General features: G+C 70.3%; 22 protein-coding genes. 15 read left to right on the top strand and 7 right to left on the bottom strand.

Translation table 11 applies throughout. The features are described 5' to 3' along the window. The first annotated feature begins 31 nt into the window (after positions 1-31). The 3 genes from G3I56_RS07710 to G3I56_RS07700 all read left to right on the top strand — a co-directional run bounded on the left by G3I56_RS07710 (position 32) and on the right by G3I56_RS07700 (position 1,382). Positions 32-538 carry a MarR family transcriptional regulator gene (locus G3I56_RS07710; protein WP_164408106.1) on the top strand — a complete coding sequence of 169 codons (507 nt, stop codon included), beginning with the start codon at positions 32-34 and terminating at the stop codon, positions 536-538. Positions 539-633: 95 nt separating this feature from the next. Further along, positions 634-1,137 carry a sigma factor-like helix-turn-helix DNA-binding protein gene (locus G3I56_RS07705; protein WP_343239893.1) on the top strand — a complete coding sequence of 168 codons (504 nt, stop codon included), beginning with the start codon at positions 634-636 and terminating at the stop codon, positions 1,135-1,137. Next, positions 1,134-1,382 carry a hypothetical protein gene (locus G3I56_RS07700; protein ID WP_164408105.1) on the top strand — a complete coding sequence of 83 codons (249 nt, stop codon included), beginning with the start codon at positions 1,134-1,136 and terminating at the stop codon, positions 1,380-1,382. Before G3I56_RS07705 ends, G3I56_RS07700 begins: the two co-directional genes overlap by 4 nt. A 9-nt stretch (positions 1,383-1,391) precedes the next feature. Here G3I56_RS07700 and G3I56_RS07695 read toward each other — a convergent pair whose 3' ends face one another. Then, positions 1,392-2,546 carry a cystathionine gamma-synthase gene (locus G3I56_RS07695; RefSeq protein ID WP_164408104.1) on the bottom strand — a complete coding sequence of 385 codons (1,155 nt, stop codon included), beginning with the start codon at positions 2,544-2,546 and terminating at the stop codon, positions 1,392-1,394. Between the two features lie 110 nt (positions 2,547-2,656). Here G3I56_RS07695 and G3I56_RS07690 point away from each other — a divergent pair, with 110 nt between their 5' ends. The 3 genes from G3I56_RS07690 (at position 2,657) to G3I56_RS07680 (ending at position 6,791) form a co-directional block, all read left to right on the top strand. Beyond that, positions 2,657-3,775: a hypothetical protein gene (locus G3I56_RS07690; RefSeq protein WP_164408103.1), complete on the top strand. Its 1,119-nt coding sequence runs from the start codon at positions 2,657-2,659 to the stop codon at positions 3,773-3,775. 209 nt (positions 3,776-3,984) lie between these two features. Continuing rightward, positions 3,985-5,646 (top strand): M48 family metallopeptidase, encoded by a 1,662-nt coding sequence (locus G3I56_RS07685; RefSeq protein WP_164408102.1) that lies wholly within the window; start codon positions 3,985-3,987, stop codon positions 5,644-5,646. Beyond that, complete coding sequence (locus G3I56_RS07680; RefSeq protein WP_164408101.1) at positions 5,643-6,791, top strand: hypothetical protein; 1,149 nt, start codon at positions 5,643-5,645, stop codon at positions 6,789-6,791. The genes G3I56_RS07685 and G3I56_RS07680 overlap by 4 nt, the downstream gene beginning before the upstream one ends. A 201-nt stretch (positions 6,792-6,992) precedes the next feature. On the opposite strand, the gene msrA is transcribed toward G3I56_RS07680, so the two are convergent. Together msrA and G3I56_RS07670 are read right to left on the bottom strand one after the other, a co-directional pair. Then, positions 6,993-7,505 carry a peptide-methionine (S)-S-oxide reductase MsrA gene (gene msrA / locus G3I56_RS07675; protein ID WP_164408100.1) on the bottom strand — a complete coding sequence of 171 codons (513 nt, stop codon included), beginning with the start codon at positions 7,503-7,505 and terminating at the stop codon, positions 6,993-6,995. A 164-nt stretch (positions 7,506-7,669) separates the two neighbouring features. Further along, a complete protein-coding gene (locus G3I56_RS07670; RefSeq protein WP_164408099.1) occupies positions 7,670-8,362 on the bottom strand; it encodes an NAD(P)-binding domain-containing protein in 693 nt (230 codons plus the stop codon). 107 nt (positions 8,363-8,469) lie between these two features. On the opposite strand from G3I56_RS07670, the gene G3I56_RS07665 reads away from it, so the two are divergent. Together G3I56_RS07665 and G3I56_RS07660 are read left to right on the top strand one after the other, a co-directional pair. Beyond that, on the top strand, positions 8,470-8,847 hold the full coding sequence (locus G3I56_RS07665) for a helix-turn-helix domain-containing protein (RefSeq protein WP_203689450.1): 378 nt from the start codon (positions 8,470-8,472) through the stop codon (positions 8,845-8,847). Between the two features lie 83 nt (positions 8,848-8,930). Beyond that, the gene (locus G3I56_RS07660) at positions 8,931-10,046 is read left to right on the top strand and encodes an AI-2E family transporter (RefSeq protein WP_164408097.1); all 1,116 of its coding nucleotides are present in this window, start codon (positions 8,931-8,933) and stop codon (positions 10,044-10,046) included. A gap of 331 nt (positions 10,047-10,377) precedes the next feature. Here G3I56_RS07660 and G3I56_RS07655 read toward each other — a convergent pair whose 3' ends face one another. Both G3I56_RS07655 and G3I56_RS07650 read right to left on the bottom strand, forming a co-directional pair. Next, positions 10,378-10,929 carry a DUF3455 domain-containing protein gene (locus G3I56_RS07655; protein WP_164408096.1) on the bottom strand — a complete coding sequence of 184 codons (552 nt, stop codon included), beginning with the start codon at positions 10,927-10,929 and terminating at the stop codon, positions 10,378-10,380. A gap of 438 nt (positions 10,930-11,367) precedes the next feature. Next, positions 11,368-13,431, bottom strand: a complete 2,064-nt coding sequence (locus tag G3I56_RS07650; protein ID WP_203689369.1) for a restriction endonuclease — start codon at positions 13,429-13,431, stop codon at positions 11,368-11,370. 417 nt (positions 13,432-13,848) lie between these two features. Between G3I56_RS07650 and G3I56_RS07645 the strand changes: the two genes are divergently transcribed. The 6 genes from G3I56_RS07645 (at position 13,849) to G3I56_RS07620 (ending at position 19,846) form a co-directional block, all read left to right on the top strand. Next, positions 13,849-14,466 (top strand): class I SAM-dependent methyltransferase, encoded by a 618-nt coding sequence (locus G3I56_RS07645; protein ID WP_343239902.1) that lies wholly within the window; start codon positions 13,849-13,851, stop codon positions 14,464-14,466. Between the two features lie 140 nt (positions 14,467-14,606). Next, positions 14,607-15,341, top strand: coding sequence for a 1,4-alpha-glucan branching protein (locus G3I56_RS07640; RefSeq protein ID WP_164408095.1), 735 nt, complete (start codon positions 14,607-14,609; stop codon positions 15,339-15,341). A 201-nt stretch (positions 15,342-15,542) separates the two neighbouring features. Continuing rightward, positions 15,543-16,469, top strand: a complete 927-nt coding sequence (locus tag G3I56_RS07635; RefSeq protein WP_164408094.1) for a DUF5829 family protein — start codon at positions 15,543-15,545, stop codon at positions 16,467-16,469. A gap of 184 nt (positions 16,470-16,653) precedes the next feature. Next, positions 16,654-17,718, top strand: a complete 1,065-nt coding sequence (locus G3I56_RS07630) for an iron-siderophore ABC transporter substrate-binding protein (protein ID WP_164408093.1) — start codon at positions 16,654-16,656, stop codon at positions 17,716-17,718. A gap of 71 nt (positions 17,719-17,789) precedes the next feature. Further along, the gene (locus tag G3I56_RS07625) at positions 17,790-18,761 is read left to right on the top strand and encodes an iron ABC transporter permease (protein ID WP_343239901.1); all 972 of its coding nucleotides are present in this window, start codon (positions 17,790-17,792) and stop codon (positions 18,759-18,761) included. Further along, the gene (locus tag G3I56_RS07620) at positions 18,758-19,846 is read left to right on the top strand and encodes an iron ABC transporter permease (protein ID WP_164408091.1); all 1,089 of its coding nucleotides are present in this window, start codon (positions 18,758-18,760) and stop codon (positions 19,844-19,846) included. Before G3I56_RS07625 ends, G3I56_RS07620 begins: the two co-directional genes overlap by 4 nt. Positions 19,847-19,964: 118 nt before the next feature. On the opposite strand, the gene G3I56_RS07615 is transcribed toward G3I56_RS07620, so the two are convergent. Continuing rightward, complete coding sequence (locus G3I56_RS07615) at positions 19,965-21,008, bottom strand: NAD(P)-dependent alcohol dehydrogenase (RefSeq protein WP_164408090.1); 1,044 nt, start codon at positions 21,006-21,008, stop codon at positions 19,965-19,967. 171 nt (positions 21,009-21,179) lie between these two features. Between G3I56_RS07615 and G3I56_RS07610 the strand changes: the two genes are divergently transcribed. Continuing rightward, the gene (locus G3I56_RS07610; RefSeq protein WP_164408089.1) at positions 21,180-22,136 is read left to right on the top strand and encodes a helix-turn-helix transcriptional regulator; all 957 of its coding nucleotides are present in this window, start codon (positions 21,180-21,182) and stop codon (positions 22,134-22,136) included. A 139-nt stretch (positions 22,137-22,275) separates the two neighbouring features. Here G3I56_RS07610 and G3I56_RS07605 read toward each other — a convergent pair whose 3' ends face one another. After that, entirely contained in the window at positions 22,276-25,536 is a 3,261-nt protein-coding gene (locus G3I56_RS07605) for a S8 family peptidase (protein WP_203689440.1), read from the bottom strand. Positions 25,537-25,660: the final 124 nt, after the last annotated feature.

The raw sequence follows: 25,660 nt of genomic DNA, 5'->3' as shown, positions 1-25,660 counted from the left end.
CGAGCCCCCGGCCATGCCCACAACACCTGAAATGTCGATGGACATGACGACCGTCGGTGACAGCGGTCTCCTCGACACGTTGCAGCACGAGGTCGCGGTGTTCGCGCGCCGTGCCGAACAGACCCGGCTCGGGGGAGTCGGGCAGGTGCGCAACTCCATGGACCGCGCCGCGTATCTGCTGCTCAACCGCCTCGACAAGGAAGGCCCGATGGGCGTCAAGGCGCTCGCCGCGAGCATGGGCATCGACTCGTCGACGGTCACCCGACAGGTGGCTCCGCTCGTCGACACGGGCCTCGTCAAGCGCACCTCGCACCCTGAGGACGGGCGGGCGGTGGTCCTCCAGCTGTCCCCGCGCGGGCTCTCGCGGCTGGAGGAAGTCCGTTCGTCGAGGCGTCAGTTGATGGCCGAGCTGACGGAGGAGTGGGCACCGGAGGAGCGCGAGGTGTTCTGCACGCTCCTCACGCGCTTCAACACCGCGCTCTCCGCCCGTCAGGCCTCGCAGGGCATCCCGGTGGGGGAACCGGAGTCCGCCTCCTGACCGACTCCTGACAGCTCCTGCGTCCTGGCTCTTGACCGGCGGGCGGCACCTGGCCTCAGATGAGACCGGGTCCTTGTCGTACGGCGGGAGGCACGGTGCGAGAACGGCAGGTGTCCCAGGGTGCCGGACCGGCCAGGGACTTCGAGGCGTTCGTCGCGGGCGCGGCGGGCCGGCTGCTGTACACGGCCACGTTGCTCACGGCGGAGGCGCCGCGCGACAACCCGCGCGCGCGGCGCCTGCTCATACACGCCTTCGCGCACACGTACGCGTGCTGGGACCGGATGCGCGGCGAGGACCCGTACGACCGGACCCGCCAGTATCTCGCCGTACGCTTCGCGCACGGGGCCTGGCACCAGTACGGCGGTCTCGGCCGGGCCCGCCCGCACCCCGGCAGCGCGCTGGCGCTGCTCACCCCCCAGCAGCGGCTGATCCTGGTCCTGCGGCTGTACGAGGGGGTCGGTGAGGAGCAGACGGCGGCGCTGCTCGGTCTGCCCACGGAGCGCGTGCACACGATCTGCGACCGGGCGACGGCGACGCTTCTGCATCCGCCGCGGGGGCCGGCGCCGACTGTGGCCGGGCCGAAGGTGGTGCCGTCGTGAGCCGGCGGGACCGGGAGGCCGCCGCGCGGCAGCTGATGGAGGGTACGCCGCCTCCGGTACCGCCCGACCTGTACGTGGAGGTCGTACGGCGTGGCAGCCACATGTTGCGGCGCAGGCGGGCGGCGCGGCGGCTGATGTGGCTGCTGCTGCTCTTCGCGGTGGTCGTCTTCAGCGTGTGGGCGGGGATGGTCCACCCCTGGGTGGAGCCGCCGTCGAAGACGACTCCACCTCTGAACGGCTGGTGAGAGGCCTCTCTAGCCGAGGGCCTGCTGGAGGTCTTCCAGGAGGTCGTCGACGTTCTCGATGCCCACGGAAAGGCGTACGAGGTCGCCCGGAACCTCCAGGGCCGACCCGGCGACGGAGGCGTGCGTCATGCGCCCCGGGTGCTCGATCAGGGACTCCACGCCGCCGAGGGACTCGCCGAGCGTGAACACCTTGGCACGGTTGCAGACCTCGACGGCCGCCTCCTCGCCGCCCTGGACCTGGAACGACACCATGCCGCCGAACGCCCGCATCTGCTTGGCGGCGACCTCGTGACCGGGGTGCTCCGGGAGCCCCGGGTAGAGAACGCGCGTCACGCGCGCGTGCCGGGTGAGCATGTCGGCGATCTTTGTGGCGTTCTCGCTGTGCCGGTCCATCCGCACGGCGAGCGTCTTGGCGCCGCGCAGCACCAGCCAGGAGTCGAAGGGGCCGGCGACGGCGCCCATCGCGTTCTGGTGGTACGCCAGCTCCTCGCCGAGTTCCTGGTCACCGGTGACCAGCGCGCCGCCGACGACGTCGGAGTGGCCGCCCATGTACTTGGTCAGGGAGTGCACGACGACGTCCGCGCCGAGGGCCAGCGGCTGCTGGAGGTAGGGCGTGGCGAAGGTGTTGTCGACGACGAGCCGGGCGCCTGCCTCACGGGCGATCTGGGCGACCGCGGCGATGTCGGTGATGCCGAGGAGGGGGTTGGAGGGCGTCTCCACCCAGACGGCCTTGGTCTTCGGGGTGAGGGCGGCCCGTACGGAGGCCGGGTCGCTGGTGTCGGCGACCGACCATTCGACGCCCCAGCGGGCGACGACCTTCGCGAAGAGACGGAACGTGCCGCCGTACGCGTCGTTCGGGATGACCACGTGGTCGCCGGGGCTGAGCAGCGTACGCAACAGGCAGTCCTCGGCCGCCAGTCCGGACGCGAACGCGAGTCCGCGGCGACCGCCCTCCAGCGCCGCGAGGTTCTCTTCGAGGGCGGTACGGGTCGGATTGGCGCTGCGGCTGTACTCGTAGCCGCCGCGCAGCCCGCCGACGCCGTCCTGCTTGTAGGTCGAGACCTGGTAGATCGGCGGGACGACCGCGCCGGTGAGGGGATCCGCGGTGTTGCCCGCGTGGATCGCGAGGGTCTCGAAGTGCTGACTGATGTGCCTGTCGCTCATGTGCACCGAGGGTAATGCGCCCGAGGGTTTGTTGACTGCCACCGCCCCGGGGCCCGGTGCGGGGCGGGCCTGGTTCGCCAATTGTCAGAGGCGTCTGGTTCGCTTGGGGCATGCAGATTCTCTGGGTCCTGATGGCGCTGGTCATGCTGGGCTTCGTGGTGTTGCCGTTCGTGCGGCGCAGGAGTGCCGGTATTCAGCAGGTCTCCCCCGGCGACCCGGACGCCGCGGACCCGGCGAACTACGGCTTCGTGCGGCAGGAGGAGCTGGACGTCCGTATGCCCGGCCCGGACCAGGATCTGCTGGACGTCCTGGACGTCGTGCAGCGCACGCGGGACTACAGAGCGGCGGCGCAGCTGCTCGCCGGCACGGAGAGGGACGGCGAGCGGCGCTGGCAGCGCGTGCAGGCCTTCGCGGGCGCCGCGTCGCTGGAGCTGCGGCAGCGCCCCGGCGGGGTGAGCGAGTCGCCGGGCGGCCAGTGGCTGCGGGTGTGGCGGACGGAGACGCCCAAGGACGCGGGCGGCGCGGCGGTGCACGCGGAGTTCCTGGTGCAGCAGGCGTGGCGGACGTCGACGCCCGGCACGGACGAGTTCCGGATCATCATGGAGGAGGCGAAGGCGGCGTGCGGCGACGCGGCGCTCCTCTCCCCCGGTGACCCGATCCCGTACATCGTCGAGCTGTCGGTGGCGCGCGGACTGGCGTACTCCCGGCCGGAGTTCGAGCAGCTCTGGCTGAAGATCCTCGACCGCGCGCCGGAGCACATGGGGGCGCATCTCGCGGCCCTGCACTACTGGTGCGAGAAGTGGCACGGCTCACGCGCGCTGGCGATGTCGTTCGCGGAAGCGGCGGCGGCCCGGGCTCCGCAGGGTTCGCTGCTGGCGGCGATGCCCCTGTTCGCGGTCTTCGAGCATCTGCCCGAGGTGAACCTGGTCAGCGGCTTCTACCAGAGCGAGGTGGTGACGAAGTCGATCCACGGCGCGTTGTACGCGGTCCACGCGGCCCGGCCGGGCGACCCGATGCTCGCCCACGTACGCCACCTGCTGATCTTCTTCCTGGTGCGCTCCGAGCGCTGGGCGGAGGCCATGAACCAGCTGGTGCACGTGGACGGCCATGTGGGCGCCCTCCCCTGGACCCTCACCGCCGACCCGGCGTCGGAGTTCGCGGTGTACCGGGCGCTGGCGGTGGCAGGCTACGAGGCGAACGGCGGGAACCCGGCGACGCTGCTGCGGTGAGGGTGGACGCGGGACGGTGGCTGTGAGAGTCAGAGGCGCCGGGGGCAGGGGAAGGTCAGGGAGCGCCCGTCCGGTGGCATGATCATGTCTTGCCTGCCCGCGTGCCCGTACGCGATACTCCGCTTTCCCCCACCAGCCGGTCATGACCCCACCGCTCGGCCGCGCGCCCTTCCTACCGTCCCCGTTCCCCGTGGAGGGATCCCGGCCCGATGGGCTCGACCCTGCGCGCGCTGCGCGCTCTCGTACTGCTCGCCGGCTTCTATCTGCTCGGCGTGCTCCTGCTGGCGGTACTCGCCGGCACCGACTACCTGCTCTTCGCGCACGCCCCGACCGCCCTCGCGACAAAGCTGGCCGTCATCTCCGTACTGCTGGCGATTCCGTTGGTCCGCGGCCTGCTCATGCTGCGCACACCGAAGGGCGAGGAGCCCGCAGGCCTGCCCGTGACCGAGGCGGACGAGCCGGAACTCTGGCGTGCTGTGCGGGAGTTGGCCGACCAGGTCGGCACCCGCGCCCCGTCCCGCATCCTGCTCACCGGCGACGTCAACGCCGCCGTCAGCGAGGACGCCCGCCTGCTCGGCCTGCTCCCCGGCCCGCGCACGCTCTGTCTCGGCGTACCCCTGATGCAGGGCCTGACCGAGGCCCAACTGCGCGCGGTCCTCGCCCATGAACTGGGCCATTACGCCGGCTCCGACACCCGCCTGGCCGCCCCCACCCTGCGCGGACGTGTCCAACTCCTGCGCACCATAAGGAACTTCGAGGAGCGGGCCGGCAGCACGGAGGCCCGGGAGCGGGCCCGGCAGGAGCGGAAGAACGCCAGGGCCCAGGCCAGGGGCAAGGACGGCCGGGAGATCGACACGGGCGGCGCGGGCATCACGTACCGCGTGCTGGCCCGGATCTACACGGCGTACGCCGAGTTGTACCTCCGCGCCACGCTCGCCGACTCCCGCCGCCGGGAGTACGCCGCCGACGCCTCGGCCGCCCGGATCGCCGGACGCGACGCCACCGCGTCCGCACTGCGCGAAATCCCGGTGCTGACCGGCGCGTTCGCGTTCTACGCGCGCAGCTACGCCACCCTGGGCGCCGACGCCGGGCTGCTGCCGCCGCGCGGTGAGGTGTTCGGCGGCTTCGGCCGGATGCTGACCGCCCGCCAGCTCGAACTGGCGGGCATGCGCAGCGAGTTGCCCACGGAGCCGGTATCGCCGTACGACTCCCACCCGCCTGTCACCGACCGCGTACGCCGGATCGAGCTGCTCCCCGCCGACGGCCGCGCGGACGAGGCCCACGGCGCGGCCATCGCCGTCCTGGCCGACGAGGAGCGCACGTTCGCCGCGCTGGAGGACACCGTCCTGACGGACGAGGTACGGCAGTTGCGGCGTGCCGCCGACTGGCAGGAACTCCTCGACGGCGCGATGGCGGGCAACCTCGCCGCGCTCAGCACTCCGCTGCACCGGGCCCTGGCCCTGTACACAAAGGACCGCCCCACCCTCCCGGCCCTCCTCACCCTCATCGACAACGGCCAACTGTGGCAGCTGGCGCGCCGGTTGCCGCTGTCGGACGAGGCGGTCGCGGCGAAGGGACGCGCGTTCCGGGAGTTCGTGCGCCCGACGCTGCACAACTCGCTGCACAGCATGGTGATGGCGGAGTTCAGCGCGCGCTCCCGGATGCGCTGGGAGTTCTCCTGGGAGCAGCCGGCGAAGGCGCGTCTGCTCCCGGCGCCGGACAGCACACCGGACGACGGTGCCCCCGGGCTCGACGCCGCGATCGCCGTCGCCGTGGACACGGCCCTCGCCGACCCCCCGGACACCGCCCCGCTGCGCGCCCTGCTTCCCCCCGCTCCCCGCTCCCCCCGAGAAACGGACGCCCCCCGATGACCGTACTGCTGTGGATCCTGGGCATCCTGGCCGTACCCACCCTGATCGTCGTGCTCTGGCTGGGCGGGGTCTTCGTCAAGGAGTTCGTCGCTCAGACGAAGGGAACGGACGGCGGCGAGGACGGCGACGGCGGTGTCGAAGCCGCCGAACAGCTCGGTCTCCTCCCCGCCGAACGCCAGAGCACGAAGTCCGCGGGGCCGCTGCCGGCCGACTGGGAGACGGCGCTCGACGCGGTACGGGGCGGCGGCGACGCCGGTTGGAAGGCCGCCGCGGAACTGCTGCGCGGCATCGGCCGGGACTGGGACCGCCGTTCCCTCGCCTCATATCTGCTGGCGGACATCGCCGCCGAGGACGACGGCTGGCTCCTCGCCTGGGAGGCCGACGGGCCGGGCGGCTCCGACGACCCGGACGCGGCCCTGGTCCGTGCCCGGAGCACGGTGATCCTCGCCTGGAACATCCGGGGCGCCAAGCGGGCGAACAACACGACGGGCGAACAGTTCGCGGGCTTCCACCGGTTGCTGCAGCGCTCCCGCCAGGAGATAGCGAGGGCCGCGGCGCTCAGCCCGGACGACCCGACCCCGTACGTCACGGAGATCTGGACCGCGCTCGGCCTCGGCTACCCGCACTCCGAGATGGACAGGCTGTGGTCGGAACTCACCGCCCGCGACCCCCACCACTACGAGGCCCACTTCTCGGCACTCCAGTACTGGTGCAAGAAGTGGCGGGGCTCGGAGGAGCTCGCGACCGAGTTCGCCGAGCGCGCGGCGGCCTCCGCACCGCTGGGCAGCCTGTTGACGGTCCTCCCGCTGATCGCCCACTTCGAGCACGACGACTCGGACGACAGCGCCGCCGACCGCACCCCCGAGATGATCGCCCGCGTGAACGCCGGCCTCGCCGACGCGGCGGCGGCCGACCCGGCCCACCCGCGCCTCCCGGAACTGCGCCACCTCCTGGCGTACTACCTGTCCCTCCAGGACCGCGACGAGGCCGCGATCGAGCAGTTCAGACTGGTCGACGGCTACGTGGATGCCCTCCCGTGGCGCTACCACGGCACGGGGATGACGGCGCGCTACTGCCGGATCCGGAACCTGTCGGCGCAGGCGGTCGTGTCGGCGGGGGCCGAGGCAGGAGTCGGGGCGGGCTGACCCCGTCGGCCCCCACCCGGAGGCAGCACAAATACGGGCGGCATCGGCGCTGTTCTCGCCGATGCCGCCCGAGCCCACCGAACTCGACCTACCTCATCCTCGTCCCCATCGTCATCCCCAGCCCCGCGAGCAGGCGCAGGGACGGCCCGGCCGCAGCGCCTCGGCCGGTCGGCCTGCGCCCGCCGCCGAGCCGTCCCGTGGTCAGCTCTCCGCGCGGGCGGGCAGCCGCCATCCCGGGCGCGGGAAGTGGCAGGTGTAGCCGTTCGGGTAACGCTGCAGATAGTCCTGGTGCTCGGGCTCGGCCTCCCAGAAGGGGCCTACCGGCTCCACCTCGGTGACGACCTTGCCCGGCCACAGTCCGGAGGCGTCCACGTCCGCGATCGTGTCCTCGGCGACGCGCTTCTGCTCGTCATCGACGTAGTAGATCGCCGAGCGGTAGCTGAGGCCGATGTCGTTGCCCTGGCGGTTCTTGGTGCTCGGGTCGTGGATCTGGAAGAAGAGCTCCAGGATCGCGCGGAAACCGGTCGTCTCGGGGTCGAAGAGGATCTCGATGGCCTCCGCGTGCGTGCCATGGTTCCGGTACGTCGCGTTCGGCACGTCCCCGCCGGTGTAACCGACCCGGGTCGCCGTCACGCCCGGGAGCCGGCGGATCAGGTCCTCCATCCCCCAGAAGCATCCACCCGCCAGCACCACCCTCTGCGTCTGCGCAGCCATCGAGGCCCCTCCAATTTCTGTCGGCTCGGTCACTCGGGCTGCTCGGCTCGCCCACCACCGGCATCCCATGCCCACCTGCCTCAACGCGCGAGGGTTCCAGGCAATTCCGTGCCCGGCCAACCGCCCCTGCGGTAGTCGCGCCGGCGCTGGAGGCAGGGACACGGCTACCCCTGTGAGCTGGCGGGGCTGTCGTCCGAGGGGACTGAGGAGACTGAGGGGACTGAGGGGACCTGGGGGATGGCGGAGTTGGGGTCGAAGCCCGCGAAGGCCAGGCCGATGACGAAACCCGCCACCTCCTCCAACTGTCGGACGCGGTCCAGCGCCCCCAGAGTCGCCGGGATCCCGCCGACGTCACGGACCAGCTCGCCGACGACGTCGAGTGCCGTCGCATCGTCGCCGCACATCGCCACCGTCACACGGGAGTGGCCGTCGTCGGGCGGGCTCGTCCACCGGGCGGCGGGAAAGAGGTGGAACGCCTTCACTACCCGCGCGCCTGGAGCGAGCCCGGCGATCCGTCCGGCCATCGACTCGCCCTCTCCGGTGAGCAGAGTGCCGACACCATGTGCCACGGCGTTCGTGGGATCGATCAACGGCGTCCCGTCGAGTACGCCGTCTGCCGCGCCCGCCAGTTTCAGCGTCCCCTCGACACCGTCCCAGGACACGGCGAGCAGCACCGCATCGCGCCCGGTGACCACCTCACGCGGTGGGACGGCGAGCACACCGTGCCCCAGCCGCTCGGCAAGCCTCTCCGCCTTCACCTGCGACCGCCCGCCGATCACCACCTCATGCCCCGCCCGTGCCCAGCCCTCACCCAGGGCCGCCGCGAGTGTCCCTGTTCCCAGGATCCCGATGCGCATCGTCACTGCCTCACTGCCTCTCGAACCGTGATTGGTTGGGTAGGCAAGGTATGCAGGGCGTTACGCACCGATCGGTGCGTGACCAACACCGCATGATGGGCGGCGAGATGACTGATCACGACGCCCACTGCCTCGATTTCGTCGCCGACTGCCGTCTGCGCGCGGCCACCGATCTCTTCACCCACACCTGGGATCCCGTGGTGCTGGCGGCTCTTCGCCTGGGGCCGCGCCGACGCCGTGAGCTGCGCACCGCGATCGGCGGCATCAGCGACAAGGTGCTCACCGAGTCCCTGCACCGGCTGCTCGCCGCCGGCCTGCTCGACCGCCACGCACACGCCGAGGCGCCGCCTCGCGTCGAGTACGCCCTGACCGGCTTGGGACGGAGTCTGGTCGAGGGCCCGATGGCGGTACTCGGCCGCTGGGCACTCGATCACGCCGACGAGCTTCTTGAGGCCCGGGAGAGCGGTACCCCAGAAGATCGGTGATCCTCCGGTATCTCTCGTGCGCCGGGGTAGGCACACCGTGATCAGCCATATCCGTGTGACGTGAGTAACCATAGGGTGCATCCGTGACTGCCTCGTTGAGTTCCACAAAAACCCGCGCCGCGCTCCGCACGACGGCGCGTGCCTCCGGCGAGCTGCTGCTCATCCTGCTGATGCTCGCGGTGACTCTGTGGATCCTGGGCCGGATGTGGTCGATCGTCTGGCCGCTCGTGGTCGGCCTGCTCCTGACCACACTGACCTGGCCGCCGACCCGCTTCCTGCGTCGTCACGGATGGAAACCCGCCCTGGCCGCGTCTACCGTGACTGTGCTGTTCCTCCTGGTCGCCCTGGGCTTCGTGGCACTGATCGCGGTACCGGTGGCATCCCAGTCCGGCGACCTGACCGACGGTGTGGTCGAAGGCATCCAGAAGTTGCGCGAGTGGGCCGCCGGGCCGCCGTTGAACATCGGTGACGCCGAGATCGACAAGGCCTTCGACACCGCGGTCTCCCGCGCGCAGGACGGTCTGGGCAGCGTGGTCGGCGTTGCCGTCACGGGAGTGAGCACCGTGGTGAACGGCCTGGTCACCGCTGTCCTGGCCCTCTTCCTGATGTTCTTCTTCCTCAAGGACGGCCCGCGGTTCCTGCCGTGGCTCGCCCATCAACTGCCCGGTCGGCTCGCCACCGACGTCCCGACCGTGGCCGCGCGCGGCTGGGACACCCTGGGAGCGTTCGTACGTTCTCAGGCGGTCGTCGGCCTGCTCGACGCCGTCCTGATCGGCCTGGGACTGTGGATTCTCGGGGTACCGCTGGTGCTCCCGCTGGCGGTGCTGACCTTCGTCTCCGCGTTCGTGCCGATCATCGGTGCCCTGTTCGCCGGTTTCGTCGCGGTTCTCATCGCGCTGGTCTCCAACGGCCTGACGGACGCGCTGATCGTGCTGGCCATCATCGTCGTGGTGCAGCAGCTGGAGGGCAACGTGTTCCAGCCCATGATCCAGAGTCGTGGGCTCGGCCTCCACGCGGGGGCGATCCTGCTGGCGGTGACGTTGGGCGGCAGCCTGGCCGGCATCGTGGGCAGTCTGCTCGCGGTACCGATCGCCGCGCTGATCGCGGTGGTCTGGAACTACGTGCGCGAGCAGCTCCGCGAACCGTCACAGGACCCGGGGACCGACGAGTCAGAGGCCGGCGCCGCTGTTCCGTCCTAGGGGTATGCGTGTGCGACTCGGCCGCGCTCGCGCTCACCGTCTCCGGTGGGCTGCGGGCTGACGGTTCTGGAAATGGCGATCGGTGCACAGCGAGGATCACCTGCTCACACGGCCGGCGTCCCGCTGACCGTGACGGAGAATGCCGATCGAGTCCCCGGGGCGGACACCTTCCGCCGTTGCTCCAGGACGCCGATCTCGTTGCCGAGAGCGGAATCGAGGAGCGCGCGATACGCGTTGAGGTGACACGACTGTCCCCGGCGCCTGACGCTACCGGGGGCAGTCGCTTCACGTCACTTCTGCCCCTGAAATCAAGGCAGTTGACGGTCCGTGACTACTTGGCGGGCTTGTAGAACGTGTACGTCGCGGAGTACGGAACGCTCACCTGGTCGGTGCCGGTGCAGGTGGTCGCGGGGGCGACGCCGCCGTGGGTGTTGAGGCGCTGGATGTAGGAGACGCCCGCGAAGACGCCGGTGCCCCGGGTGGCGGTGGACTGCAGGAGGAGCTCCGGGATCGTGCCGGTCTTGGGCGAGTTGGCGATGGCGGCGGCGTTGACCGCGCTGCCGTCCACCGTCGAAACCCAGACGGGGCCACGGGAGTGGAGGGCCACCGTGCGGTGGGAGCGGTCGTTCTTGGCCCAGAGAGTGGCCGCGGGCTCCAGCAGCTTCCAGACGCCGTCGGTGCAGGTGTAGGTCTGGACACCTGCGGCGGAGAAGACACCGGTCAGCCGGTTGCCGTCGGGAACCTTCAGCGCGGCGGGAGCGTCGACGCCGTGGCGGGCGGACTGCACGGTTGCCGCCTGACCGACGGTCGCACTCAGGAGGGTTCCGGCTGCCACGGCGGTGAGAGCGGTGGTGGTGAGGATGAGACGCTTGGCGAGTTTCATCGAGCTTGTCTCCAGAACGTTTTTTGAACTCTGAACGCTGAACGCTGAACTTTGAGATCTGAACCAGGTCGTGGGTGCGGCACGGATGTCACGCAGGTCCCTGAGCCGGGACTGCGCGGTTCGTCGGCCTTCCGCGCACGGTAATTGATCCCGCACCCTCAGCCCCGCGCCGTCGTGTGAGGATCAGCAACGAGAACATGAACAACTCGTGCGCATCACGGCCTGGTTGAGCGTGACGACCACGGGTCCCCGGTTGGCGGGACTGCCCGGCGGAGATCATCACGTCTCACGAGTAGCGAGTATCGCCGTACGGGTTTGACTCGACGAGGGCCTGTGGGGCACATGACCGGGCAGGCCGCCGCGCACCGGGGCCGCGCGACCGACCGTCCGGACAACCGGGCGCGGCGGGCCGCAGGAGTGTGCGGACCCCCGGCGGCCCTACTCCACCACGATGCCGAAGTCCTGCACGAGTTCCTCGAGACCGCCCCTGTAGCCCTTGCCTCCGAGCACGAAGTCCCAGTCCCCGTTGGACCTTCGGCGGAAGGAACCAAGCACCAGGGCAGTCTCACCAGGCCGACCGTCGGAGACCTCAAGGCGTCCCAGTTCGGTCATCCCTGGATCGAGGAGCCGGATGCACGCGTCCGTGAAACCGGACAGGTCGGCGTCCGGATTCACCTCTGGGTCGATGGCGGCCACGAGCACGAACCGGTCCGCGTCCTCCGGCAGCCCGTCGAAGGTCACACAGATCGCGGCTTTGTCCGGTGCGGCGGCGGGAAGAGCTCGCACCGCGCCGTCAGGTGTCTGGTGGTTGTTGAAGAAGACGAAGTGATCATCGCTGAGCACACTGTTGCCACGGCAGACGAGAGCGCACACGTCCAGGGCGACGCTTCCGGTCCACGACATGCCCAGGATGTTGTAGTCGGCGGGCAGCTGTGTGACGGGCCCTACGGGCGTCGGTCCCGCCGCTGTCGGGCGTCCACCCCCCTCGCCCAGTCGCCCACGCAGCCCATGACGGTGCAGCAGGTCGACGAGCTCGGCTCCTGAGATCAGTTCCAGGGGTTTGCCGTTGGCGAAGGTATGTGAGCCGGGGCCGAACCCTGAAGTCGTCACGAGGACGCCCTTGTTGGCGCCGGCGTCCTGGACGGTGCCGTAGAGGTCACGCACAGCGGTGGGTGGCACCGTGTTGCGGTAGCGCTTCACCTGCACGACGATCTTGCCGCCGCGAATCGGTGTCGGATCAAGCGCGTTGACATCCACACCGCCGTCGTTCGAGCGCTGCGTGGTCACCGCCTGCATGCCCATGGCCCGGAAGAGATCGGCCACGAGATCCTCGAACGCGATCGGATCCATGGCGAACAGATCGGGTTCGTCATCGCCGCCATGGGCAACAACGCGATTGCCGACATCCTGCGGCCGCCGACTCGGCCGTACGGTGGCGAGTTGGTCCGGCCGCGCCGAGAGTTGCCCTCGTAGTCCGTCGGTCAGGCAGCTGACCGCGTCCACCTGGGCCAGATGCAACGCGCGGAACGACGACCCCGAGGCCATCGCCGTCACGAGGAAGATGTGGCCGCGTTGGCCCGTCGTCGGGTCGTGCTCGTCCACGAACCCGTTCAAGGACACCGACTCCAGCACGCCCAGCTCGTCCGCGGCGAAAAGCTCGTGCAGGACGAGCAGTACGCACTGCGCGAGAACCTCCCTGTACAGGGCGCGGCGCTGGCTCACCGGGCGCGGGGATTCCTTGTCCTGGTCGAGGGAGGACATATACCGCACGGACTTCGCTTCGGGGACCACGGCGTATCCGGGCAACTCCCAGTCAAGAACCAGCTGTCGGGCCGCCGGGTCGTACGCCGCCGACACGTGGCGGGGGAAGTCCTCGGGCCACGCGCCCGACGAATAGAGAGCGGCGGAGAAGTACTCGACCACCGAACCGGGGTCTCCCCGTCTGACGCCTTCGGTCACCTCACGAATGCCGGCATTGTGTCGACGGACCTCTGCCAGCTGAGTACTCGCCCACTGCTGGTACTCCCTCTGGGATACGGCGAGTTGCTGCTGGCGTTGAGCTTCCGCGGCCTGTGCGGCCTGCCAGTCCCGCTCGAAGCGCGCCCGCGCCTCGGCCTGCGCCTGCGCGCGACGGCTCGCCGTCCAGCCACCCTGTGCCTGGTACTGATCCGGGCTGGGCATGGGCAGGGCATAGGCCAACGACCCGGCGGAGTAGGGCTGGACCGTCTCGGCCCGCATGAGTGCCGCCGCACTGAACGCCGGGGCCCCGCAACCGACGGCGAGAAGAGCCTGCAGTGACGCGACCTGTACGTCCAGTTCCTCCGTGCGACGCTGCGCGTCTGCCTGGCGGTACTCGCGGTGGCTCTGGGCGGCTCGCCTCTGGTAGGCCCGCGCCTGTTGTGCTTCCTGCCTCTGCCGTCTGGCCGCGGCTTCCAGCTGGCGCTGCTGCTGCCGTTGCATCTCGGCCCAGACGCCGACAGAACCAGTAGAGCGACGACTCATGTGCTGCAGGCCCTCCCCAGGACATTGGCAGCCGGGAAACACTTTGGTTGTCCCCACAACCAGTTGTAACCAGACGACTCTACCCAGCAATCACCGTCTCGCATATCCACTCACCAAAGGCGGCCCACCCCGCCATAGCCGCAGGTCAACATGACTGGGCAGTAACCAGAGCCGTGCTGGGCCGCAGGACCCGAACTGTCGCCTTCCGCGGTGCGATGTCCTGCCCGGGCGGCACGCGTGAAACCGGGCAGTTCCGCCTCGGGCGGAATCCCGGGCAGCGGTGGCCTGGGCGGGCAGTCTCCGGAGGAATGACCACGACGTGTCGGAGGAACCGATGGCGCCGACAGCGGCATACGACGAGATCGCGGACTGGTACGAGACGGAGTTTCTCGCCAGACCCCAGGAGACGGCCACCCTCTGAGCCTGGGCGGCCTCCTGCGTGACCTGCTCGGTGAAGGTGAAGGCGGTGGCACCTGCCTGGAGATCGGCTGCGGTACGGGCGTCCACGCGGCTCTGGTGCGCGAACTGGGCTGGACACCGGTGGGTATCGACCTCTCCGGGCGGATGCTGGCCCACGGCCACGAACGGCTGCCGGTCGCCCAGGCCGATGCCGAGCAGCTGCCCCTGCGGGACGAGTCCGTTCCAGCCGTGATCGCGATGATGGTCCACACGGACATGCCCGGATATCCGGCGGTGTTACGTGAGGCCGCGCGGGTCCTCCAGCCGGGCGGCACGTTCGTGCACATCGGCGTCCACCCCAGCTTCTGCGGCGGATTCGCCGACTTCAGCGACCCGGAAGCAGTGGTGATCCACCCTGGCTACCTCGACAGCGGCTACTGGACGAAGGAGTCCTGGACGAACAAGGGGGTGCGCGACAAGGTGGGCGCCATGCACCGCCCACTTCCCGAACTGTTGCACGCGTTCCTCGACGCCGGTCTGAAGCTCGACCGGTTCGCCGAGGACGGGGCACCGACCCCGATCGTCCTGGCAGTCAAGGCAACCAAGCCCGGGCCAACGGGTACAGCACCGGCCTGAGATCAACCCGAGAAGACGGCGATGCGCACCAACTGCCCCGGACCGTTTGATTGGGTCGGGCCAGCGGAAGGGGCCTCGCGAGCCCTCGATGTGGTGGTCGCCACGCGGAATCTTCCGTCCGGCGAAGAAGTTCACGAGGCATGGCTGTCATCCACCACACGACCATGTCCCCCGGCAAGCTGGAGCTGCTCACGGCCTGGCTTCCCACGCGTCCCTGGTATGTCGGCGCGGCGCGTGAGCCGGAGTTGAGCAAAGCCGGGGGCTTTCGGCTCGATGATCCGGAAGGAGAGGTGGGTATCGAGTTCATGGTGGTCACGGACACGTCCGGCGAGCAGCCGGTCTCCTATCACGTACCGCTCGGCTACCGGGGCGCGCCGCTCGACGGAGCAGCCGACGAGGCCCTCGTGGGCACGTCCGAGCACGGGGTGCTGGGCAAGCGCTGGCTCTACGACGGGGCCCACGACCCGGTGGTCGTCGGCCAGTTGCTCGCGCTCCTCCAAGGCCGCGCCGAGGCGCAGGCACAGGGCGTGAGCGACACCCCCGACCCCTCCGTCACCGGTTGCTTCACGGGGGCCGGGGTCTCTGCCGAGGTCGCGTCCGTTGCCGTCACCGATGGGGAGCACGGCACCGTCGTAGTGGTGGAGACCGTGACGGCGGGCAGCGGCGAGCCGGGGAGCGCCCTGACCCTTCAGGTGACCCGCGTCCTCCCACCGGAACAGCCGACGCGGTCGGAACAGTTGGCGCAGCCGGAACAGCAGGACCCCGGCCTCGACCCGACCGAGGCCCGAGGGCACGTCACCGCCGGCTGGCGCTTGCCGGACGGCAGTGAGGGCCGCGCCCCGTTCGTGCTCCTCGGCGGCACCGCGACCACCTGAGCAGGCCGTACGGCTTCGCCGTGCCTCCTGCCCTTACCGCCCGTCACCGCCCCATTGTGCCGACCGATTGTGCGTCACCGTCGATCGAAGTCGCGGGCGAGCGATGGCGCATGGAGGACGGCGGACGGCGCCCTGGAATAAACGGAGACACAAACCCCGGGTCCTACGATCACCCACATGCTGCTTCGAAGGAAACTATGGATGATCATGGTCGTCGCCATGGCCCTCACGGCGACGGTGCAGGGTGGTACCGCGAGCGCGACACCCGCTCGGGAGAATCAACCACCGTCGCCTGGAAGGCAGTTGCTCTACTACAACCACGCCTACGGGGTGTTCGACCGGGAGACCGCCGACGCCATCGAGCATTCCGCCTATCTGCGGAGGTTCGCCAACTTCCAGGTCCGCACCACGACCGGGGCCGGCGGCGAGATCTGGACCGGCCGGTATCTGACAGGCCGCGAGACCTACCTCGAACTGTTCGGCGTCGGCGACCTGCCCGGCCAGGACAGCACCCTCGGCTCCGCCGGAACGGGCCTGTCGACCGAGCGGGTGGGCGATCTGGCCACTGTCATCGAGCGGTTGCGGGCGGGCGGGGTCACCGACCCGGTCCTGTTCCGGCAGACACGGGACTTCGGCGACGGCGTCCCGGTGCCGTGGTTCGACGCGGCCCTCACCACCGCCCAGTGCGACGCGTACGGCGCCTGGGCGATGGAGTACACGCCCGAGTACTTCGCCGACCCGCGCAGCAACACCGAACCGGCCGCCTTCCCCGGTGACGTCGGCCGGGAGCGCTATCTGCCCGACCTCTACCGCGACCACCTGATGCGGGACATCACCTCGGTCCGCCTCGCGGTCACCGCACGCGACCTCGCCGCCACGGTGCCGCTGCTGCGGGCAGGCGGCTTCGCCGTCCGGTCGGTGGCGGGCGGCGGCGTCGTCGCGAAGGGCGGCGGCACCACGATCCGCTACGACGTCGTCGCGCGTGAACACGCGGGAGTGCGGCGGGTCGAGATGTCCCTCAACCGGTCCGTGAGCCACCGGCACAAGGAACGGCTCGGCCACTCGGCCCTGGTCGTCGGCCCGGGCGCCCGTGCCGTGTGGACGTTCGACGACACCAGCGGGACGTGATGGCCAAAGGCTCACTCGAGCCCCACACACACGTCAGACCTCCGCGTCACACCCCCACGTGACACCCCCACGTCAGACCTCCACATCACGACCCCGGTCCGCACCACGCAGGAAGCAAAGTTAAGGTAAGCCTTGCCTTAGCAATGCCGGAGTGGCGGAAAAGCAAAGCAGCGGAGTGAACAAAGTGCGTACGTCGAAGTGGCAGCCCCTCGTGGTCGCGATCCTCGCCGGAGGGCTGCTGACCAGCTGCTCGTCGGCCTCCGACAACGATGCCAAGGCGGTCGGTGCCGACGCCCGCAACCCCGTCATCGGGGCCTCCGAGGGCTCCGACGACGGACCCTCCGCCGCTCCCTCCGCCCTCGCCGCCGGGATGGGTTCCGATGTCGACACGGACGGCGAATTCCCCCGTACCGTCACGCACTTCAAGGGCTCCACCGCTCTCAAGGCCGCGCCCACCCGTGTCGCCGTCCTCAGCACCGGGCAGCTCGACGACCTGCTCTCCCTCGGGCTCGTCCCCGCCGCCACCACCCGTGCCGGCAACGCCGGGCTCGTCCCCGACTATCTCGCCGACGCCTTCCCGCAGTACAAGGCGAAGCTCGCCGCCATGACCGACGCGGGGACCCGCCAGGCACCGAACCTGGAGACCCTCGCCGCCGCCAAGCCCGATCTCATCCTCGCCAACGACTCGCTCGCCGACCTCTACCCGAAGCTCTCCAAGATCGCCCCGACCGTCGTCACCGCCGGCAACGGCATCAACTGGAAGCGGGACCTGCTGCTCGTCGGGGACGCGGTGGGCAAGGGGGAGGAAGCCCAGAAGCTCGTCGACGACATCGCAGGCACCGCCGCCGGCGCCGGCAAGCAGGGCGGCGGACTCGGCTCCACCACCGTCTCCATGATCCGCTTCACTCCCGACCGCACCCGTATGTTCGGAGTCTCCTCCTTCACCGGGTCCATCGCCGTGGACATGGGCCTCGGGCGGCCCAAGTCCCAGCAGTTCAGGGCCATTTCGGAGGACATCGGGGCCGAGAGCATCGACACCGCCGACGCCGACTGGATCTTCTACTCCGTGCAGGGCGACGCCGACAAGACCGACGCGGCGAGTGTCGTCGCCGGGCCGCTCTGGAAGTCCATGAAGGCCGTCACCGCCGGGCACGCCGTCAAGGTCGACGACGACCCCTGGTACCTCAACGCCGGCCCGACCGCCGCCCGTCTCGTCGTACGGCAGCTCGCCGAGCACCTCGGCAAGTGACCGCCCGTACAGCGGGTACAGCGGGTACCGCACGTACCTCGCGGACCGCACGTACCGCGGCCTCCACCGCCATCGCCCTCCTCGCCCTCCTGGCCGTGGTCGGCGTCGCTCTGCTCAGCCTCGCCGTCGGCACCCGCCCTGTGCCGCCGGGCGCCGTTCTCGACGCGCTGCTGCACGGCGGGAGCACCCCGGACGCGCTGGTCGTACGTTCGCTGCGGGTGCCCCGGACCGAGATCGGGCTCACCGCCGGGGCCGCCCTCGGGCTCGCCGGGGCCGCGTTGCAGGCCGTCACTAGGAATCCGCTCGCCGACCCGGGGATCCTCGGGCTCAGTCAGGGCGCGGCGGCCGGTGTCGTGATCGCCATCGCGCTCGGGCTCGCGAACGGCTTCGGCGGGTACGTCTGGTACGCGTTCGCCGGGGCCGTGGCCGCCGCCTGTCTCGTGTACGCCATCGCGGCGCGCGGCCGTGGCGGCGCCTCGCCCGTGAAGCTCGCGCTGGCGGGTACCGCCCTGTCCGCGATGACCGCCGGTGCCACCACCGTCGTCCTCACCTCCTCCTCCGCCACGCTCGACCAGTTCCGCTTCTGGCAGGTGGGCGCGCTCAGCGGGCGGGACGCCGACACCGTGGGGCGCATGCTGCCGTTCCTGCTCTGCGGGGCGCTGCTCGTGCTGGGCTGCGCCCGTGGTCTCGACGCCCTCGCGCTGGGCGACGACACGGCCCGTGCGCTCGGGCACCGGGTGCATGCCGTACGGGGGACTGCGGCGCTCGGCGCCACCCTGCTGACGGCCGCCGCGGTCGCCGCCGCCGGGCCGATCGCGTTCATCGGCCTAGCAGTGCCCCACCTGGCCCGACGCCTCGTCCGCGGTGGCCATCGCCTCGTCCTCCCGCTGTCGGCCCTGCTCGGCGCCGCGCTCCTGCTGGCCGCCGACGTGGCCGGACGGGTCGTACGGGCTCCGGCCGAGGTCCCCGCCGGTGTCATGACGGCGCTGGTGGGCGTGCCGGTGCTGGTGGTGCTCGTACGGCGGAAGGTGGCGAGTACGTGAGCGGAACTCCGGTACGCCGGGACACCCGGGGCGGTTCCCTTCCTCGCGGGGTCGTCGTGCTGCGGCCCCGGCCCCGCCTCTCCCTTCTACTGCACCGGCGGTCAGGCATCGTCGCCGTCCTGCTCCTCGCGCTGCTCGCCCTGGTGATGGCGGTGTCCGCGTGCGTCGGACAGACGTACGTCCCGCCCGGGGAGGTGTGGGCGACCGTGCGGCGCGGGGGCGGGGCGTACGACCTCGTCGTCAACGAACTGCGGGTGCCGCGGATCGTGCTCGGGGTGCTCGTCGGGGCCGCCCTCGGGCTCGCCGGGGCGCTCGTGCAGAGCGTGACGCGCAATCCGCTGGCCAGCCCGGACGTCATCGGCGTCGGGCACGGCGCCGCCGCCGCGACCGTGCTGGCGCTCGCCACCGGGGTGGTGGCCTCCCCGGGTGCCATGCCCGCCGTGTCCGTCGCGGGCGGGATCTCGGCTGCCGCGCTGGTGTACGTGCTCGCGTGGCGGCGTGGGATGCAGGCGAGCCGGTTCGTGCTCACGGGGGTGGGGATCGGCGTCGCGCTCTCCGCTGTGGTCCAGCTGTACCTCACCGACAGTGAGCTGGAGGCCGCCGAGCAGGTCAAGCTGTGGCTCACGGGGAGTCTCAACGGGCGGGGGTGGGAGCAGGCGGGGCCGCTGGCCGTCGTACTGCTGCTGTGTCTGCCGGCGTTGGTGTGGGCGAGCCGGGCTCTGCGACCGCTCGGGCTCGACGCCGACACCGCCGCCGCGCTCGGGGTGCGGGTGCGGCGGACACAGCTCGGGCTGACCGTCCTCGGGGTCGTCCTCGCCGCCACCGCGACCGGCGCCGCCGGACCGATCGGGTTCGTCGCGCTCACCGCGCCACAACTGGCGAGGCGGCTCACCCGTACGCCTCAACTGCCTCTGCTGGGATCGGCGTTGACGGGGGCGGTGGTGCTGGTGGGGGCCGATCTGGTGGCCCGCACGCTGCTGCCCCCACTGGAAATCCCAGTGGGGGCACTCACGGCGTTGGTGGGCGGCCCGTACTTGCTGTGGCTCCTGGCCGCCCCTGGAAACCGTCGCCTGGATCACGCCTAGGGGACAGGGGCGCAGCCCCGTCCTCCAGGGGCGCGGGGCTGTGTCGACATGCGGCTCCGCCGCGTGGGCTCGACCAGCCACGACGGACCCGCGGCCGAATACGCGCCCCCCGACGGCGCTAGATCGTCGCCGCGTCGATCACGAAGCGGTACCGCACATCGCTCGCCAGGACCCGCTCGTACGCCTCGTTGATCTCGGACGCGCTGATCAGCTCGATCTCGGAGCCCAGGCCGTGCTCGGCGCAGAAGTCCAGCATCTCCTGGGTCTCCTGGATGCCGCCGATGCCGGAGCCGGCGAGGGTCTTGCGGCCGGCGATCACCGAGAAGAGGTTCAGCGCGACGGGCTCCTCGGGGGCGCCGACGTTCACGAACGCGCCGTCCGTCTTGAGGAGCGACAGGTAGGTGTCCAGGTTCAGCGGGGCCGAGACCGTGGACAGGATGATGTCGAAGGTGCCGCGCAGCTCCTTGAAGGTGGCCTCGTCGCTGGTGGCGTAGTAGTGCGCCGCGCCCAGCTTCAGGCCGTCCTCCTTCTTGCGGAGGGACTGCGAGAGGACGGTGACCTCGGCGCCGAGCGCGTGCGCGATCTTGACGCCCATGTGGCCGAGGCCGCCCATGCCGAGGATCGCGACCTTCTTGCCGGGGCCGGCGTTCCAGTGCTTCAGCGGGGAGTACGTGGTGATGCCGGCGCAGAGCAGCGGCGCGGCCACGTCGAGGGCCAGGCCGTCGGGGATGCGGACCGTGTAGTTCTCGTCCACGACGATCTTCTGGGAGTAGCCGCCGTAGGTCGGCTCACCGTTCTTGTCGAGAGCGTTGTACGTGCCGGTCATGCCGCCGCCGGTGCAGTACTGCTCCAGGTCGGCCTTGCAGTTGTCGCACTCGCGGCACGAGTCGACCATGCAGCCGACGCCCACGTGGTCGCCGACCGCGAACTTGGTGACACCGGAACCGACGGCCTCGACCACACCGGCGATCTCGTGGCCGGGAACCATCGGGAAGATGGCCTCGCCCCAGCCCTCGCGGGCCTGGTGGATGTCGGAGTGACAGATACCGGCGAACTTGATGTCGATCAGGACATCGAACTCGCGGACGTCGCGACGCTCGATGGTGGTGCGCTCCAGGGGAGCCTTGGCGGACGGGGCGGCGTATGCAGCGACAGTGGTCATGCCGGGAGTTCTCCTCGGGGGGATTCGCGCCCGGCCGCCTTCTGACCGGGTGCGACATTCAGTCTGCCCAAGGTTCTCGCATTCACCCAGTCCACGCTTCTGCGTACGTCCAGCGGTCGTACCACTGGCGGGGTCAGGCTCGTGTTCGTACGACCGGGAATAATGGACCGTATGGACGAACATCCCGAGTCTCCCGAGTCAGCGTATTCGGCGCACACCTCCGGGAACGGGCTGAACACCGGGGCCGGCGCTGGGGCCGGTGCTGCCCTGGACCGGCGTGCCGAGCTCAGCGAGTTCCTGCGCACCCGGCGGGCCCGGCTCAAGCCGGAGGACGTGGGGCTGCCGGACTTCGGGCGGCACCGCCGGGTGCCCGGGCTGCGCCGCGAGGAGCTGGCCCAGCTCGCCGGGGTGTCCGTCGCCTACTACACGCGGCTCGAACAGGGGAACGGGCAGAACGTCTCCGCCGAGGTCCTCGACGCCATCTCCCGCGCCCTGCGGCTGACGGGCGCGGAGCACGCCCACCTCACCCACCTCGCCAAGCCGAAGCAGCACAAGAAGAAGCCGTCGGTGCGGGCACAGGTCGTACGCGGGACGCTGCGGCAGCTGCTCGACACGATGGACGGCGTACCGGCGTACATCGCCGGGCGGCGTACGGACATCCTCGCGTGGAACGCGATGACCGCGTCCCTCTTCGGGGACTGGGCCGAGCTGCCTCCGCAGGACCTGAACTGGGCGCGGCTGGTGTTCCTGCGGCCGGAGTACCACGACCTGTTCATGGACTGGGAGCAGAAGGCGATCGACATCGTCTGCCATCTGCGGATGGACGCCGGCTGCTATCCGGAGGACCCGAGGCTGGCCGCGCTGGTGGGTGAGCTGTCGGTGAAGAGCGAGGAGTTCCGGCGGCTGTGGGCGACCCACGACGTCAAGGAGAAGAGCTACGGGGTGAAGCGGTTCCGGCATCCCCTGGTGGGCGAACTGACCCTGAACTTCGAGTCGTTCAGACTCCCGGACGACAGCGACCAGACGCTGCTCGTCTACCACGCGGAACCGGGGTCACCGTCGGCGGAGGCCTTGCGCCTGCTCGCCAGTTGGGGGCGGGACGCGACGAGAGCGGGTGCGGGCACCTGAAGGGCTGAAACGCACGGACGGCCGGTCGGGGGGAGTTCCCCCCGACCGGCCGTCCGCCGACACCTACGTAGACACCTACGTGGACACCTGCATCAACGCCCGCCTCGACACCTACGTCGACGCCTGCGTCAAAGGCGACTTACTTGCCGTAGTACGCGTTGTAGATCGAGATCGTCGACTTGTTGCCCTTCTTGTCGCTGATCTTCGCGTGGAAGGAGATCGCCGCCCCCTTCGCCGGGTTCACGACGGTGATCTTCCCGTTCTTCACGGTCAGCTTCTTCCAGGTCTTGCCGTAGTCGTACGACGCGTACACCGACAGCGACTTCAGGTTGCTGCCGCGCGCCGCGCCCTCGACGACGACCGGGAACGTGGCCTTCTTGCCCGCCGCGACCTTGTTGTCCAGGCCGACGGCCGCGTTGAAGCGGGCCGAGGAGACCGGGAGCTGGGCCCCGTCCACCCCCGGCTTCTTGGAGCGGAACGTCCAGCTCGCGTCGATCCGCGTGGACGCCTGGGCGACCTTGACGCTGCGCTTGACCGACGTGGTCAGCTTGTACGCGGCGTCGCCCGCCGGCACCGTGAACGCCTTCCCGCCGAACAGCGGGTCGTCGTTCGTGCCGACCTTCTGGCCGTTGCGGTAGAGCGTCGTCGTCACCGACGTGAATTCGGACGAGCCGGGGTTGCCCGCGCCGTCGGCGAACAGCGGGATGGTGCCGTAGATGTTGTTGCCGTCACGGAAGACGCCGTAGTCCGACAGCAGCCGAGGACCGAAGACCGCGGTGTTGAAGGTGCGCGTGTACTTGCCGCCCGGCGTCACCTTCTGCGAGTTCCCGAGCGTGTAGTAGGCCTCGGGGACCGGGAAGCCCTGTGCGTCCTTGCCCTTGAACTGGGTGAAGTCGAGGAACCACTCGACCTTCTCACCCGTGGACACGTACAACGTCCGCGTGGCCGGCAGGGCCTGCTCGACGAGCGCGCCGAAACCGACGTCCTCGGGCAGGAAGGCGATCACGCCGAGCCCACCGGTCTTGTTGGGCGATCCGGAACCGAGCCGGTTCGTCACCGTGGCGAACTCGCTCGCCTTGAAGTGGCGGACCTTGTCACCCTGGATCTTCTTGACCTTGGCGGTGGTGATCGCGTCGTACTCCGCGCCCGCGCCCTTGCTGAACTGGCCGAACCAGGTCTGGGAGAGGCCGGTGACCTCCGGGCCGAGGTGAGCCATCCGCAGGTTCGCGAAGGAGTCGAGGATCACGCCGATACCGATGCCCGGCGCGTCGTACAGGTAGTCGATCGTCGCGCTGAGCGGCTTGGCGGCGGCGTCCGGCACCGTGATGTCCGCCGGCTTGGTGGTGCGGGCGTCGATCGTCACCGAGGTGTTCTTGGTGACCGCCAGCTTCGGCTGGACCACCCAGTCGAGGCCCTCGCCGCCCATGTCGGGCTTGGTGAAGTCCTTCGCGATCCAGCCGTCCAGGAGGTACGTGCCCTTGGGCAGCCGCATGGTCGTGATGCCGGTGGTGGCCGTCGGGACCTGGTAACCGCGGCCGTTGCCCAGGCCGGCGTAGCCGAAGAGGACCGTGTTGTACTCGCCCGTCGGCTGACCCGCCTTGTCGATGTGCTTGACCGTGACGTCGTACGACTCGACCTCACGGTTGACCGCCGCACCCGTACGGACGGTCTGGGCGCCGGCCGTCGCCGTCACGTACGAGGAGTACGCGCCGTCGAGAGTGCCGCCCAGCTTGGTGTTGACGGTGTAGCCGACCGAGGCGGTGCCGCCCGCCGGGACCTTCAGGGTCGTCGCGGCCAGCTTGAAGAAGCCGGCCGGAGCGGCCTGGCCCTTCGGGTTGGTCGCGGTCGCCGTCAGCTTCAGCGTGACGTCGGTCTTGCCGAGGTTGCGGTACGTCAGCGGCTTGGTCGCCGGGGTGTCGTCGGTGTGCGGCCACTGCTGCGTGCCGAAGCTCACCGACGCGGGGTCGGCGATCACGGTCTGCTTGATGGCCTTGTCGACCTGGATCCGGCCCGAACCCTGCTGGAACGGCGTGTACTTGCCGCCCTTCGCCGAGCCGGTGAGCGCGCCCTTGATCTCGGCGTACGTCCAGTCCGGGTGCTCCTGCTTGAGGATCGCCGCCGCGCCCGCCACATGCGGCGTCGCCATCGACGTGCCCGAGATGGTGAGGTACCCGGCCGGCTTCTCGCCGACCTCCTGCTCGATGACGCTGCCCTTGGCGGAGGCGGCCGTGATGTCCACGCCGGGCGCGGTCACGTCCGGCTTGATGGCGCCGTCGCCGACGCGCGGGCCGGTGCTGGAGAAGTCGGCCAGCAGGTCCTTGTCGTCGACCGCGCCGACGGTGAGCGCCGCGTCGGCGCTGCCCGGCGAACCGACCGTCTCCGGACCGGAGTTGCCCGCCGCGATCGCGAAGAGGATGCCCTTCTCGGCGGACAGCTTGTTGACCGTCGCCTCCAGCGGGTCCACCTCGGGGGTGTCCTGGCCGCCGAGGCTGAGGTTGACGACCTGGGCGCCCTGCTCGGCCGCCCACTCCATGCCGGCGATGATGCCCGAGTCGTCACCGGAACCGGTGTCGTCCAGGACCTTGCCGTTGAGGATCTTGGCGCCGGGTGCGACACCCTTGTACTTGCCGCCCGACTTGGCCCCGGTGCCCGCCGCGATGGACGCGACGTGCGTGCCGTGACCGAACTTGTCGGTGCTGCTCGTGGCCGTGGAGAAGTTCTTGGCCGCGATCACCTGGTTCTTGAGGTCCGGGTGGGTGGCGTCGACACCCGTGTCCAGGACGGCGATCTTGACACCCTTGCCGTCGAAGCCGGCCGCCCAGGCCTTCGGCGCGCCGATCTGCGGCACGGACTTGTCGAGGCTGGCCTTGCGGGTGCCGTCGAGCCAGACGTGCGCGATCCCGGCGGCGGTCCTGTCGCCGTTGGTCACCGCGTCCCAGAGTTCGGGAGTGTCCTTCTGCGGCGTCTGCACGGCGTCCGCGTTCAGGGACTTCAGCGTCTGACGGAGGGTGCCCGCGTCGCGGACATCGGCCTTGGTGGCGGTCGCCGCCCCCGAGTAGCCGACGATGACCTTCAGTCCCTTCTGCTGGGACCTGCGGGTCGCCGCCTTGTTCAACTCCGTTACGTCGAACAGCCGTTGGTCGAGCTTGCCGCTCGAGACCAGCCGGGCCGCGTCGGCCGGGACGACGAACGTGTGCCCGTCGGCCTTGCGGATCTGGGCGGGTATCTTCTCGCGGCCCGCCGCCCGCTCCAGACCGACGACGCGGCCCTTCGCGTCGACGGCGACACGGTCACCGGTGATCAGCGTGATGCGGTGCGCGGGCTTGAGCTTCTGCGCGGCGCTGGTCATACGCTGCTGCTCGCTCTTCGCGTCTGCCTTCGCGGACGCCGGGCCGGTCATGCCCGCCGCGAGGGCAACCGCCGCGGCCGTGGCCACGGTTGCCGCGCATGCTCTTTTCACTTCTGTGCGCAAGTCTCCCCCTGGAGCGCTGGCTGAAGTGCCGGGCAGTTCCCCGTTCACCCGG

The sequence above is a fragment of the Streptomyces sp. SID12488 genome (genome assembly GCF_010548275.1).
Lineage (GTDB): Bacteria > Actinomycetota > Actinomycetes > Streptomycetales > Streptomycetaceae > Streptomyces.
This window is presented reverse-complemented; position numbering and strand designations above follow the sequence as displayed.